Below are 14,218 nucleotides of genomic sequence, written 5' to 3' on the forward strand. Positions count from 1 at the left end.
CACGCTCGACGGTCTTGCTCTCGACACGTGTCTCCTCCTGGTCCCAGGTGTTCAGAGTCCGTTTGACGTCAGCACTCTTGATGTGTGACCTGCTGGAGTTCAAGGATGAATTACAGAGGTACGTTGACCAGATGCCGTTCCAGAGCATCTCGTGTTACGAAATGGTGCTTGCGTTCACGTTCGAGATTCGGATGGCGGACGTGATTTTCCATTTCACAAGGTATTCAGTAATTTGATATGGTGGTTAGCGCAAATCTGACTATGACTGCTGCCAGCGACTCTATTGAAGATGTACTTAGCTCGTTTGTCCACCCACGGCTCATCGCTGAGAACACGGACTGGAAACGCGCTACAGTTCGTAAGCATGTTCTCGCACTCTCTTCGAACGTGGGTTCCTCGAGTATTACGACGAGTCCGGGTCTATCTACCAACTCTCAGAAAAAGGACGAGCCTTCCTTGCTGGCGACCTCAACACGAACGAGTTAGAGGGCGACGAGTTGGGCAAGGGCTATTAATCGATCTAAGATGTGATTTGAGACTATTGCAGACCATCCTCTCTTTAGTAGCTTTCCGCTTCTAGTACCGAAGAAATTATATAAATACATCGCAATTTTGTCTCTTAATGAGTAGCATTACTCAAGTCCGCATAGAAAATTTCAAATCAATTATTGATACTGGTTGGGTAGATATTCATCCTCAGGCAACGGTCCTTGTAGGAGCTAATGAAGCGGGTAAGTCTAATTTTTTGGAGGCATTGAACCGATTTACTCTCGGGGAGCAAATTGGAGATGGTGACCTAAGCGAGTACTTGCTACAGCGTGATAGCGATGAACAAATACCAGATGGACGTATTTCGATTCGATTCGAAAACGCTCAGATCCGCGTTCAGACGAATATTGATCATCGCTTTTCTGGAAACGTTGCCAGTGAGGTTAGTGGTACTATTTACAAACTGAAAGACGGGAGATATGAATTCCAGCCAGAAAATAATACTACACCTCTTTCTGAATATCAATCTAACCGGAGGAAAATCGTTGATAGAATGGCTGCAAAGTGGGGGCGAGAAAAAGGGGAACAGTGGCGAGCTCATACCCATCATCATCCAATGGAATTTCGCGAAGCTGTTGAGAATGAGAAGATTGAAACAGCACGTGCCGTATTAATTAGCGGCTTAGAAGATGCTCGAGAGTCAATTCGAGAATCAGAAGAAGTGAAAGAAGGTGATGAGGAGCAACTATATCAGGAGATAAATAATGACCTTAGACGACTCCAAAGAGCCAAACCGATTGGAGAACTAATAGCAGATGAAGTGTTTAATCCTGTTTTTTACAAAGACTTTGAGGATATTCCAGACAGAGTACCCTACGAACAACTAGAGGAACCTGATGATGACGGGAAGTATGAAAAACTAATGAAGAATATTGGACTAACATTGAATGAATTACGAGACCGCCCCTCTCCAAAACGGCGTGAAACCATAAATTCAGGAACAGAAAGCTTCGCCGAAAAATTCAACAGATTTTGGCCAGGTGAGGATGTTTCGTTTGATTTGGATCTAGTTGGAGATGACATTGAGTTACTTGTCTCCGGGTCAAATGGTAGAGAGCAATTTGTATCCCAACGTAGTGAAGGATTCCAGCACTTCTTATCATTTATGATTGAGTATGTGCAGAATCGAGGAGGAAGCGGAAATATAATCCTCATTGACGATCCAGACCTTCACCTTCATCCTAAGGCTCAGAAAAAATTCCGTAAAGCACTCTTCAATATGGCAAATGGTAGAAATATAATATATTCGACTCATTCGCCATATATGATTGAGAAAACCAATTTGAATAGCGTCAGAGTTGTGGAAAATAAAAGAGGAGATGAAGAAGGGGAGGAAGTAGAAGGGACTACGATAACTAAAATAGGGGGTGCTGACTCGCCAGCAGATGATAGTCTTTCATCTGTTCGAACAGCACTAGGCGCAAGATTTTCAGATTCATTATTTGTGGGCAAAAAAACAATTCTTGTGGAAGGCTACGACGATAGACTTTATCTTAGAGGAATGTCCGATCTCTTAGGACAACACGACCGTGTGACGATTGATGGAGAAGCTACAATTGTGGATTGTGGCGGTGCATCGAAAGTGGATTACCTATCACGAATTGTGGATTCAGAAGAATATAACTATTCTGTCATATTAGACGGCGATGATGCCGGACAAGATGCAGCGGATGACCTCACCGATAGCGAGGTTAGTGATGATCACATTCATCTCGTGAGTGACGTGATGGACGATACGGAGGGAAGCAGTGTCACTATCGAGGATCTACTCTCGGTAGAATTATTCTGTGAGATAGCGGCTGAAATTCACGACGATGATGGAATTACTACGGAAGAGTTTGAGGACGCCTACGAACCTCCGAACGACGGCATCGTGAAAGAGCTCGATAACCGGATTAAAAAAGCACGAGGCTGGACACGAGAATCTGCCGACTCTGACGATGACAACGAGAAAGGTACTCCCGATTTACTACGGAAAACCGAAATCGCCAGTAACATTCAGCAGTTAGCGACAAGTGAGGAGGGTAAAGAGAAGTTCGATGAAGAGACGCTGAACCGGTTTGAGTCACTTATTGAGGCCATCAACACGTCGCTAGAGTCGTCAGACGATAGTGAAGAAACGAGCGACAGTGAAGAGGAGGCTGAGGCAGTTGCCGCTGACGACTAGGGAGGAAGCATCTCCCTAGCGAGACTGGTTCGTGTTGGACTGGACTAGTAATGGTTGATGTCCCAGACTATCGACTATCACAGTATTAGAAACACTTTTAGACTGATAATTACACTACCTGATTAATGCCGAACCGTACGACGGAGTATATTCAGACTCGCGTTGAAGGACTTACGGAGTATTCAGAAGAGATTCGGGATATAGAGCCAAGTGAAGTCAATAGCTTCGATAGTTGGTCTGCGCTGAAATTGATTCTTCATTCAGCAGCGGTGAACATGTATACGACGATCATTCCGGAGTATAAAGGTGATTTCTACTATATTGACGCTCTATCTGGATCAGGTGTTTCTGAATACGACAACGGACAATGCTTTGTCGGTTCACCTATCGTAGCGGCCAAAGTTGCTTCAGAACCGTTCTCAAAAATGTATTTCATCGATCAGGATGAGGATTATTGCCATGCACTTAAGAGTAGGGCTACCGACACAGTGACAGTCGAACCCACGACCGATCAGACAGTGGTGAACACCCTAGTTGACAGACTCAAACGAATCGCCGCTGATGGCACCATTACACGCTCGGAACTGGAAGGTTTAGTCAGCGATGTGTCGGACAGGCTTCTCGCTTTGCTGAAACCGATTAGCGCCGACGGCGATATCTCCAGCGCAGAAATCAAACAACTCGCCGAGGAGATCGCTGAAAATCGATCCTGAAAGTCTCTAATTTCTCATATCAGGCTAAGTATTTCCGTTCAGAATTCCGTACCTGCCTTCAGTACCGTTTCGAATACGTTCGGCTAATTGTTTGGTGGTATTTTGGAGGTGTGTCCTTAGACACACCCTCTAACGCAGAACCAGAAGCTTGTCTTCTGGGTTCTGCGGTATGATGGTAAACAGTCACTCGGATAGAAGTGCTTCATACACCATTCGGTTCAACGAGTAAGGTCAGAAAGGGCCGGTAAAAAGGAAAACGAGGGACAAACGTTGTCGTCGGACAGTGTTGCCACTCAACGGTCGTGCGCTATCTGGTAGCACGCTGTCTCTCCTGTTTAGCCCAGGCGTCCCAATCGACCGATTCAATCTTGACGTTCTCCCAGCGACGTGCTTCTTCTGCGACCGCCGTCGCCGACGTGCGGGCGTTGAGTTGAGCTGTTAGGTCACGAATCCGCTCGCGAGTCTCATCGGCGAATTCAACCATGGCGTGAATCCCTGCGACGGTCTCGCCAAAGACCTCGCGATAGGCATTGACGCCCGACTGTAGCACCTCGCGAAGTTCCTGCCTGTCGTCGGAGTTGTACCGGATTTTCAGAAGCTTGCGGCAGTCGTCGGCTTCGCGGAACGTGACATTGTAGTCGCGTTTCCATCGGCTCCACGGGCCACGGTCGCGTTCGTTCGCAAGATCGGCGATCTCCATAGCAGTATTGCCTATGGTGTCTTTGAACTCGTGTTCGGCGGCGTGAATCCGGCGCAACATCTTATCCCGCATGGCCTTGCTCGCAATCTCAATCTCGCCGTATGTGTGGCGAATGAAGCCCTCCAGCCGACTAATCGATTCGCGGATGGTTCGGTAGGTGTAGCCGGTCTCCTCGGCGGCCTCTGTGGGGCTGATGGTGCCGCCGTCAGTTATCAGTGCTTCCACCAGGGTTTCGTCGGCTTGGGTCATGTTGTACCACAGGCTGTTACCGCCACCGCAGTTGAGCGAATCGCCGAACAGACGACGAACATCCAAGTGGGACTTCATTGGCTGATCCGGGCAGCCGAAGTCCACGAGCTCGAAGCGGTCCTTACCGCAGCGACCATCCTCCCGCTTCGCCACGACGCCCTTCGGCGGTACTGGCGGTCTACGTTGGCGGAATTTTCGCGGCATCACCATATCGTGCTGAAAGCCATCGAGCAGGTGACCGCCGAAACGGCCCCGGCCAATACCGGCACGGTATACGACCGGTACGCCACGCTGTGTCGGTGCCGTGGTTGGCAGCCGCTGACCGTCCGGCGAATCAGCGATTTTCTAGACCACCTCGAATGCCTCGGCCTCATCCAGGTGGACTATTTTCGCGGTGGCGAGCAGGGCAAGACACGGTCGATTCGGCTGACCCCGTTAGAGGACCTCTGAGAGTATTCTAATCCGTTTCTTATTTGTCGGGACTTCAGCAAATGGTATGCCAAAATATACGTCCTCTATAATCTACTGTACGGGGTGCAAATCCAAGTAGCGGGAAAATGGATTATTTGGTGAATAATTCCTGTGAGAAGTCCGAGAATCGCTCGGCGCCGGTTTCTGTCACTCGGAATGTTTCACTGAGTTCAAATCCGAAGTCATCGAACCAGATGCCGGGGATCATGTGAAAGACCATATTGGGTTCAAGAGCTGTCGTATCACCTGGGCGGAGACTCACGGTATGTTCCCCCCAGTCTGGCGGGTAGCCAAGTCCCATCGAATACCCGATTCGGGACTCCTTCTCAAGATCGTACTTTGCAATGGTCGTGCGCCACGCCTCTTCTACCTCCTCTGCTGTTACGCCAGGCTCAGCGGCATCAAGTGCCGCATTGAGGCCTTCAATGACGATCTCCGCAGTTTCATGAACCTCTTGGGGCGGGTCGCCGACAAATGCCGTCCGTGCAAGCGGGGAATGATAGCGGTGACGACAGCCAGCCAATTCAAGGATAACGGGATCACCGTCTGCGAAAGGCCGGTCGGACCATGTCAGATGTGGCGTTCCAGTATGGTCACCTGACGGCATGAGCGGAACAATTGCGGGATAATCGCCTCCGTATGCCTCTGTTCCAGCGATGAGTGTCTCGTAAATGTCGGCCGCCACTTCCGATTCTGGGACGCCTTCCTCGATGGCGTCAAGTCCGGTTTGCATCGCTGCTTCGGAGATATTCGTCGCTTCACGAATAAGGTCGATCTCACGGTCCGTTTTGATCAAACGAACTTGATTTACAAGGAGATCGGCATCGACAAATTCTGCTTCCGGAAGGTGTTGTTGCAGTCGTTCATAGGCTTTTGCAGTGAAGAAGTACGCATCTTTCTCCACCCCTACACGTTGGTCACCATATCCGAGTTCCTTCACCACCTTCGCAACGAAATCCATCGGATGTTTATCGTACGGGGAGTGCACGTGGTCGTCGCTATAGGCCCGAATGTTTTCTTCGGACAGCCATGTAGTCGCGCGAGCACCGTTGGCGTCTTGTCCCCGGCCAATCCAGACGGGTTCGTCTCCATCGCGGGTGATGACGACCATCTGATGGACGTAGAACGACCAGCCATCATAGCCCGTCAGGTAGTTCATGTTCGCTGGATCTTCGATCAAGAGAGCGTCAATCTCTTCGTCTCGCATTCGGTCACGTGTTGCTTCGACACGTCGCTCGTATTCTTTCTGTTCGAAGGGTAACATCTGGTTGTCCATGCGTGACAATCACACTCTTCTTCTTCTCTTGGTTTATAATTTATGAACCCACCATATACAGTAACTGTATATAAGTTAGGACGAGATCTTGTTTACCACTTCGCGTTGGCTGAGAACCGCTCGCAAGAGAAAACCAGAGGGGAGAAAACTCTTGGTGAAGGTCTCCATTCATCCTTCTACGTTTATTCGGGTGAAAAGCCGCCAACCAACCCAAATCAACGGTAGAAGATAGCGGCAAAGATGGTAACAGAAATCGTTTATGACACACACAAAAAGCTTAATGGCTATAGTGCATTGCATACACATAGCATGGGTTCCCCAGAACAGCCCATAGAGAACCGCGGCCACACAGCAGAGGGATCAATGTCAAAAATCATACAACAATTAGAGGACTCACCAGCGGGCAAATACGGTCTGCTTGGACCGTCTTTGCTCATCATTGGTCTGTTCCTCGTTGTCCCATCCCTTCTCCTCTTACGACTTAGCGTCTCACCATTTGCTGGGGGAAGTATTGGGGCAGGGTTTACCCTGGAACATTATGTCCGGACCCTCACGGAGTACCAATCAACGATTTTCCGGACAGTAAAGATTGCGCTGATAGTGACGGTAATCGACTTCCTCATCGGTTATCCACTTGCGTACGCTGCCGTAAGAGGTGGAAAGTGGCAAGGACGGCTAATCGTTGTTGCAACACTTGCTCCATTGAGTGTTGATGTCGTAGTACGAACATTCGGATGGTTTCTCTTACTCCAAGATGGTGGGCTTGTTCCGCTGATCCTTTCATTTGTGTTCCCGGAGGATGCGATTCCCTCACTGATGTATAATGAATTAGGAATCATTATCGGACTTACTCATGTCCTCCTCCCATTCATGGTGTTCCCACTGATCAATATCCTCCATACAATCCCGCCTTCCCTCGAGGAAGCGGGGAGGGACTTAGGTGCCAGCCAGGTCGGAGTTTTCCGGAAGGTGTTACTCCCACTTTCCTTGCCCGGAATTGCTGCTGGAACGCTGATGGTGTTCTCGATCGCCATGGCTTCGTACGTCACCCCTTCCTTGCTTGGAGGGACCAATCGGGTAATGGCGACGACGATCACCAATACGTTCCTAAACTCGGCCAATTGGCCCTTTGGTTCGGCGATGGCTGTCTTCCTGTTGCTGGTTGGATTGTTGGTTATCTTCGGCTACCAGTGGTCGTTGAACAAGATCGATTCTTCGTCGGGAGGGCTCTGACATGCTGAGCCAGATATCTGAGTACCGGTCAAAGCAGTCAAATATCCATCTTTTATCGAACGTTACCAGTTTGGCGTATCAAGCGTTGGTCTACACGTTTATTATCTTCCTCTTGCTTCCACTGGCGATTATCCCCCTCATTTCAATCGGGCAGAATCGATATGCAGTCCACCTCCCCCAGGAATTCACGCTTCGATGGTATCAGCAACTGCCTCGGGTGTTTGCTAACTTCTCGTTTTGGGAAGCAGTCACAACGAGCCTTACTATCGCAGTCTTGACTGCGACCATCTCGACGATTATTGGCGGACTTGCTGCCTTTGGCATCGTTCGGCATGAGTTCAAATATTCGACTACACTTCAGACGATATTGATCTCGCCGTTGGTCTTCCCCTGGCTATTGATTGGGTTAGGAATTCTCCTGCTCGTCTCGCGGATTCCGTTCATAGAAACCTCTTTTTGGGTGCTTCTTATTGGGCACATCACGTTCTCGATTCCCTATGGAATTCGGACTATCGGGTCTAGTCTCGAAAACTATGATAAATCGATAGATGAGGCTGCACGCGACCTTGGCGCGACGAAGTTGGAAACAATCCGGAAAGTCACGCTACCGCTCATTAAGCCCGGCATCGTCAGTAGCATGGTGATAATATTCATCCTGTCTTTCAATATGTTCATCATCACCCTGTTCCTGAAGGGAGCCGGCACAAAGACCGTTCCAATATTGATTTTCAATCTGCTTCGCATTGTCTCGCCCGCTGTAATCGCAGCCATCGCTACTGTCCTCATGGTGGGGCAACTTGGCTTGGTTCTTTTTACGGAGGTCTTCGTAGGCATTAGTGATTACCTTTAGAGGCGCGAAACCCTGTTTATTTTCCTTCTGAAGCTCAGCGATTTATAGCCTGCTGTAAACAAAGTCTGTTCTTATTATAGTCAAAAGCTGGTTAGAATTTCTTCGTGTTAACAGATTTTGTGTACACAGGGTACGAAATCCAGCGAAAACTTTAAGTCCTGACACGGGGTTGTTAGATATGCGCTACCATGTCAGAGAACGACACGCAGACGATGGCAGACCGCCGGAAGGTCCTCACCGGAGTTGGCGTGACCGCTCTTGGAGGACTAGCAGGGTGCACCGGCGGTAACAGTAGTACCAATAATCAGGATACGACGACAGAAGAGCCGCTAAACCTCGATTTTGGCGGGATGTCGTTGAATGTTACAATCAACACTGGAAAATTCGCCCAGTCTTTCCAGCGATGGGTCATCCCGCGTGTGGAAGAAAAATATAACCTCAACATTAACGCGGAGACGATGTGGACGTCACAGCAGACGTCCAAGGTCCTTGCAAATCGGAAAAACCCTCCCGCCGCAGTGATGATGGGCCGTGAGGGTATTCATCGACTTGCGAAAGAGGACATGTTGGTACCACTAAGTGACCATACTGACGTGGTCACTAATTATAGTGAAGTCCATGACCAGTTCAAGTGGGACGATGGCCACGGTGTTGCTTATGAAATAGGCGAAGTTGATCCACTTGTTGTATTAGGTGACGGCCCGTTCGATTCCGCGCCGAAAAGTTGGGACGCGATGTTCAAGCAAAGCAACAAGATCGCGCTTACCCCCTTCGCCTGGTCTTCCGGACCGCAGGTCCTCATGATGGCCGCTGCAATCGCCTCGGATGCAGAATTCGGTTCAATTTCGAAGAAATCGCAGATAGATGCCGGTTTCCAATACCTCGAGGAAAACGTTGCACCGAAAACTACGGCGATATGGAAGAATGCCCAGCAACTCAAGCAGCTTGTCGCAAGCAAATCGGCAGACGCATTCGTGCCATGGTTCGACTATATCAATGCCCACTGGCTGAGGAAGAAAGAATATGAAATGATGCGGCGTCCGAAGCCCGCTGGCATTCCGTATGCTCAGTCGGTGGCAGTTACGAAAAACAATTCAAAGAAAAAGCAGAAAGCAGCGCTAGCGTACATCAACGAAGCGTTAGCAGCTGACTTCCAAACGAAGGCATCGCGATTCTTGGTCCAAGGCGTCACCAACAAAAACGCTGAACTGGCCCCGATTGCGAAGAAGATCGACGTTCCGACGGCGGAAACATTCAGCGGCCTCACTTATCAGAACTTCGAGTTCATGTGGGCCAACCGGAGCAAGTGGGAAAAGCGGTGGGCATCGATTTTCAAGTAACCAATCATCACCTCCCATCAGACAATGACTTCAATAATAGAATTAAAGGACGTTACGAAACGATTCGGTGATGTCCGTGCCGTTGACGACGTCTCATTGGACGTGACCGAAGGCGAGTTCCTTGCTGTCCTTGGGCCTTCTGGAGCAGGGAAAACGACAATTCTGCGGATGATCGCCGGGTTCGAAACTCCTACCGATGGGCGAATACTCCTCGATGGCCAAGATATCACTAACTCACCACCTCATAACCGAGAGACCGCGACGGTCTTCCAGAACTACGCGCTCTTTCCGCATTTGACCGTCCGAGAAAATATCGAGTTTGGGTTAAAGCGAAATGGGTTTTCAGGCGACGAAATAGGCCCGAAAATTAAAGAAGTGCTTGAAAAGGTTGACCTCCCGGGATATGAGGAACGCAAACCGGCAAATCTCTCTGGAGGCCAGCAGCAGCGTGTCGCGACGGCACGGGCTCTGGCAATCGAGCCAAAAGTGTTGCTCATGGACGAACCGCTGGGGGCACTAGACAAGAAGCTTCGGGACCAACTTGAAGTTGAAATTATTGAACTTCAAGAGGAGTTGGGTATCACGACGCTCTACGTCACGCATAATCAAGAAGAAGCGCTGACGATGGCTGATCGGGTTGCCGTGATGAATGACGGTGCAATCGAGCAGATCTCCAGTCCGACAGAGATCTACAATAAACCGGAAACAGACTTCGTCGCGAACTTCATCGGCGATGCCAATGCACTCACGGACAATGCTGAGATAGAGGACGAACTCCGTCTCGAGCAAAATCCAGAGACTGCAGCAGAGGGTACCCCACAGGATGTCAATCCCTATGTTCGCCCGGAAAAGATGCGTCTTGAGGGTCCAGAATACACTGGCCCAGAAGTGACTATTCCTGGGACTGTAAACCAAACTATCTTCACTGGGTCGACGACCACCTATTACGTTTCGGCGATGGGGGACGAGCTCATGGTGGAGCAGCAAAACGAAAGTGCTGGATCCGAAGTTGAATTTGAGCCCGGCGATACAGTCACGCTGGTGTGGGATCAACAAGACATGACGCTGGTCAAGGCTAAAGAGGGAGGCCATTAAATTATGACCGTCGATTGGGTCGATACTGATTTATCGGTCGAAACAGTCGACGTTCACAGTGCCGGACAACCGGTGCGAATCGTCACCAGTGGCCTTGACCACGTCGTGCTTGACGGAGACACTGTCCAAGCTAAACGAGATGAATTTGCAGATTCGTACGATCAAATCCGTCAATTCCTGAATACTGAACCACGTGGGCATGATAATCTGGTAACGGTGATTCCGGTTGAACCGGAACACGATGATGCGGATGCTGGGGCATTCTTCGCGGATAATACGAGCTATCTTGAGATGTGCGGAGATGGGACCATCGGACTCATCACCGGGTTTATTGAATCTGGGCGTCTCCCTGCGAAAGAAGCGTTTAAGCTAGAAACGCCGATTGGACTTGCCGAGATTGAAGTGGAATATACCGAGAACTCGAATGTCAAACGGGTGGATATCCAGGGGATTCCAGCGTACCACCATTCAACGGAGACTGTTGAACTTACCGAAGAATCAGAAACGAATCCTATCTCTGTATCTATTGCCTATGCTGGTCATTTCTACGCATTGGTTAACATCGATGATACCAATCTCGAGTTTCATGGCCGTGAGACCGATTTTGAACGAATTGCTGACTATGGAATGGAACTCCGGCAAACTATCGGTACAGTCCAAGAGAAATTAGCCGGAGAGGAGAAGGAAATCGCCGTGACCATGTTCTATCAGGAACATGAGGACCGGGCCGATCAGAACGTCATTGTCTATGGTGACCGAGCGATCGGGCGAGCACCGTGTGGAACAGGCACGAGTGCAAAGATGGCGATGATGTATGAGGACGGCAACCTTTCTCTTGACGAGCCCTATCCACACGAAAGCATACTTGGCACGCAATACAGAGGCCGACTCCTTGACGTATCCCATGATTCGGGATTTCCCGTTTTATCAACTGAGGTTGGAGGGACAGCACATATCACAGGACAACACACCTTCCTTCGTGATGCTGCTGATGACCTCCTTGGTTATCGCATTTAACACGCCATGTTGGCGGTCTCTAGTACGTGACCAGAAGTAACTCAGTTCAGAACTCGTTGTGAGGCTGGAAGATAGCGAATTAGTAATTCACCTGGTCTCAATCATTGAGACTTTCAAGGGCCTGCTCACGCTGGTCGGCGGCGGCGTTCACCTGCTTAATGAACTTATTCATTTGTTCTTTCATTTCTGAACGGAGTGAGGTGGCGGAAAAGTCGTCGGACTCTGCAAGAAGGCGGACGAACGCCCGGAGCTCCTCGTCGGTAATTTCCTCGAAGTCTCCGAGTACAAGCTTGTCGATGACTTCGTCCACGTCAATCCGGCCGACCGGGTCGACATTGAAGTCGACGGTCACCATCCGGTAGTCCGACCCGGCCAACTGTTGTTCTGATTTGTTGACTCCCTGGGCGAGCATATCCTTGAACGGGGTGTAATAGCCCATCGTCCCGAGGTGGAAGAATGCCAGCATGTCGGTGATGCCCTGCGTGTAAGCGTCGCGGGCGTCATCGTCGGGGTTGAACACGGTTTCGCGGTCCCGATCTTCGAGGTGTTCAAACAAAATAGTGAAATCGAGGATGGCGTTCCGGATACGGCGTCGAATTCGCGTTCGTTTTTGCTTCTTGGAGTGTTTGGTGTAGTCGGTCTTACGTTCGAGCAGGAAATTTCTGTCGCTCGGAGTGAGGATACCTCGGCCTCGGTCGGACGAATAGGCGAGTGGTGTCCTCGTTCCGTCTTCATTTGGCGTGCCCGTCATACACAATTCTTGTGTACTAATCGTGTTAAAAGTTACCACAGTACACAGAGGCTGTTTGTAAAAACTATAGGATTCTCAAAGTAACTGACCTCAAAGCGGCGTTCGCTCCATCTGCAATACCCACCCAGGGGTCCAAAGATTACTGGAAACAAGATGGATTCTCAAATCGGACTGTGCCGATGCCATATTGACGGACTTTCTAACAACAACGGAGTGTGCTGAAAGCTCTCGAGTAAAGAATCACCAAAATGGCCCGGACCATACGGGTACGGTGTTAGGCTGGAATACCTCACTTTGGCATTACTGTGATTAACAGCCTCTAACCGCCCAGAGTATCTTCGGTTCCATCGATCTGCCTGAACTGTTCAATCTGATGCAGGACACACAATCCCTGCAGTTCCCAAAGGAAGTCACAGGATTTGACCCATACCGTTACAGAATCTCAGAGAGGTTTTCATCGCGGATTGCAGCCCGTTCCTGGAGCAATTTACGTCGTTCACGGACGAGACGTTGGCGGTCCCGCCAGTGGGCCCGGCGTTCATCCCGGCGGGCTTGCCGGCACTCTTGCAGCCGGGCATAGACGTGGTCACACTCGGCAGTCCGTGACAACCCCGGTTTCGCCAGGCGGTCGCGTTCTTGTTCGTACTTCTTGAGCTGCCAGTCCAACTCCGCTATGATATCGTCGTGGAGCGTCTCACGGGCGGCCAACTGGGCATCAATCTGGGCGAGGGCAGTATCGATGCGATCGAGGTCGGCCTGCTGGGACTGTTCGAGATACGCCCCGATCGCCGGGTCTGCCCATTCGTCCAGGGACGACGCGGTGGTACTGGTCGCTGGTTGGTAATCGCGGTCGACTTGCATGCGGAAACCCCTCGGGGAAACGAATCATCCATTGTGGTCACTCTGTCTCGATGGCTGCCCGTTGCCGGTACTCCTGGGCTTTTTCCCGATAGAATCGGGGCAGGGCAGCGACCTCTTCGTCGGGCCAGGCACTGACAGCGGCGAGGAGGTCGGCGGCTTCGGCCACCTCTTTTGAGCGGATGGGTCCCATATGGACCTGTTGCGAGGACAAGACCTATCAGGGGTATGCCGCACCGGCCTTCGGGTGCCCGGCGCCAGACGGTTTCGACCGAGGTCAAGGACCGTAATTTTCGGCCCGGGACGAATATATCGTCTCCCAATTAGAGGGTGGCTGCGGTGCTGGTCTCCTCGCCGGGATATACGATCGTGTCCGAGATCGCCCAGAGATGGAGTGGGAGACGATTCAGGAGGAACTCGACGCCGGTAACGTATCGATTGCGGCCCATCAAACACGCAGGATGGCTGAGTGGTTTTTACGTGAGGCTTCTGACTGTCTGAACGCCAAAGTTCCATTCAAAGCGAACAGTCGGTGGATCTTAGGTGATTTCTATCAAGGTGTCGTCTCACGCTATAAATCTCTAGTTAAAGATGCAAAGGACGCAGCAAATTCTTGGGGAATAGAAGACAAGTTCGAACATTTCGTAGAACTTGACGGTCGAATGACTGACATCAATGATCGGGTTTCGAAAGATGGGGCCGCATTAAATCCCAACGTTCATTGGAATGAAACCGAATCAGAATTTGCCCACTGTACACCAGCGGAATTGAAACCTGCTGTCAAGGCATACAAAGACCTTTATAACGCCCTTTGGTGTGATGAGTGCGGATCATGTCTCAATATCGTACAAGAGGGTCAGACTGATGTAAGTATGCGGTGTAATTGCTCTACAATTAATTGGAATCTAAGAAAGGACAACTGAGTATAGGTGGGTCGAGTTTTGGGAAA

General features: G+C 50.2%; 14 protein-coding genes. 9 read left to right on the forward strand and 5 right to left on the reverse strand.

Annotated features, from left to right (window positions below):
* Nucleotides 1-622: 622 nt before the first annotated feature.
* Both E2484_RS11945 and E2484_RS11950 read left to right on the forward strand, forming a co-directional pair.
* The gene (locus E2484_RS11945; RefSeq protein ID WP_137285460.1) at nt 623-2,716 is read left to right on the forward strand and encodes an AAA family ATPase; all 2,094 of its coding nucleotides are present in this window, start codon (nt 623-625) and stop codon (nt 2,714-2,716) included.
* Nucleotides 2,717-2,841: 125 nt separating this feature from the next.
* The gene (locus E2484_RS11950) at nt 2,842-3,429 is read left to right on the forward strand and encodes a class I SAM-dependent methyltransferase (RefSeq protein WP_137285461.1); all 588 of its coding nucleotides are present in this window, start codon (nt 2,842-2,844) and stop codon (nt 3,427-3,429) included.
* A gap of 307 nt (nt 3,430-3,736) precedes the next feature.
* On the opposite strand, the gene E2484_RS24965 is transcribed toward E2484_RS11950, so the two are convergent.
* The gene (locus E2484_RS24965) at nt 3,737-4,531 is read right to left on the reverse strand and encodes a hypothetical protein (protein ID WP_170977322.1); all 795 of its coding nucleotides are present in this window, start codon (nt 4,529-4,531) and stop codon (nt 3,737-3,739) included.
* Between E2484_RS24965 and E2484_RS26020 the strand changes: the two genes are divergently transcribed.
* Nucleotides 4,445-4,828, forward strand: coding sequence for a Cdc6/Cdc18 family protein (locus E2484_RS26020; protein WP_394347908.1), 384 nt, complete (start codon nt 4,445-4,447; stop codon nt 4,826-4,828). The two genes, E2484_RS24965 and E2484_RS26020, sit on opposite strands and share 87 nt — an antisense overlap.
* A 112-nt stretch (nt 4,829-4,940) precedes the next feature.
* Here the strand turns inward: E2484_RS26020 and E2484_RS11960 are convergent, their stop codons facing one another.
* Nucleotides 4,941-6,125, reverse strand: coding sequence for a M24 family metallopeptidase (locus E2484_RS11960; RefSeq protein ID WP_321112542.1), 1,185 nt, complete (start codon nt 6,123-6,125; stop codon nt 4,941-4,943).
* Nucleotides 6,126-6,434: 309 nt separating this feature from the next.
* On the opposite strand from E2484_RS11960, the gene E2484_RS11965 reads away from it, so the two are divergent.
* The 5 genes from E2484_RS11965 (at nt 6,435) to E2484_RS11985 (ending at nt 11,660) form a co-directional block, all read left to right on the forward strand.
* The gene (locus E2484_RS11965; RefSeq protein ID WP_170977324.1) at nt 6,435-7,358 is read left to right on the forward strand and encodes an ABC transporter permease; all 924 of its coding nucleotides are present in this window, start codon (nt 6,435-6,437) and stop codon (nt 7,356-7,358) included.
* 1 nt (nt 7,359) lies between these two features.
* Nucleotides 7,360-8,208, forward strand: a complete 849-nt coding sequence (locus E2484_RS11970) for an ABC transporter permease (RefSeq protein WP_137285464.1) — start codon at nt 7,360-7,362, stop codon at nt 8,206-8,208.
* Between the two features lie 188 nt (nt 8,209-8,396).
* Nucleotides 8,397-9,548: a hypothetical protein gene (locus tag E2484_RS11975; protein ID WP_137285465.1), complete on the forward strand. Its 1,152-nt coding sequence runs from the start codon at nt 8,397-8,399 to the stop codon at nt 9,546-9,548.
* 24 nt (nt 9,549-9,572) lie between these two features.
* Complete coding sequence (locus tag E2484_RS11980) at nt 9,573-10,643, forward strand: ABC transporter ATP-binding protein (protein ID WP_137285466.1); 1,071 nt, start codon at nt 9,573-9,575, stop codon at nt 10,641-10,643.
* Between the two features lie 3 nt (nt 10,644-10,646).
* The gene (locus E2484_RS11985) at nt 10,647-11,660 is read left to right on the forward strand and encodes a proline racemase family protein (protein ID WP_137285467.1); all 1,014 of its coding nucleotides are present in this window, start codon (nt 10,647-10,649) and stop codon (nt 11,658-11,660) included.
* A 97-nt stretch (nt 11,661-11,757) separates the two neighbouring features.
* On the opposite strand, the gene E2484_RS11990 is transcribed toward E2484_RS11985, so the two are convergent.
* The 3 genes from E2484_RS11990 to E2484_RS24975 all read right to left on the reverse strand — a co-directional run bounded on the left by E2484_RS11990 (nt 11,758) and on the right by E2484_RS24975 (nt 13,462).
* A complete protein-coding gene (locus E2484_RS11990) occupies nt 11,758-12,411 on the reverse strand; it encodes a hypothetical protein (RefSeq protein WP_137285468.1) in 654 nt (217 codons plus the stop codon).
* 432 nt (nt 12,412-12,843) lie between these two features.
* On the reverse strand, nt 12,844-13,272 hold the full coding sequence (locus E2484_RS11995) for a hypothetical protein (RefSeq protein WP_137285469.1): 429 nt from the start codon (nt 13,270-13,272) through the stop codon (nt 12,844-12,846).
* 37 nt (nt 13,273-13,309) lie between these two features.
* Nucleotides 13,310-13,462: a hypothetical protein gene (locus E2484_RS24975; RefSeq protein ID WP_170977325.1), complete on the reverse strand. Its 153-nt coding sequence runs from the start codon at nt 13,460-13,462 to the stop codon at nt 13,310-13,312.
* A gap of 196 nt (nt 13,463-13,658) precedes the next feature.
* Here E2484_RS24975 and E2484_RS12000 point away from each other — a divergent pair, with 196 nt between their 5' ends.
* A complete protein-coding gene (locus tag E2484_RS12000; RefSeq protein ID WP_137285470.1) occupies nt 13,659-14,192 on the forward strand; it encodes a hypothetical protein in 534 nt (177 codons plus the stop codon).
* Nucleotides 14,193-14,218 lie beyond the last annotated feature (26 nt).

This window comes from Halorussus salinisoli (genome assembly GCA_005239435.1).
Taxonomy (GTDB): domain Archaea; phylum Halobacteriota; class Halobacteria; order Halobacteriales; family Haladaptataceae; genus Halorussus; species Halorussus salinisoli.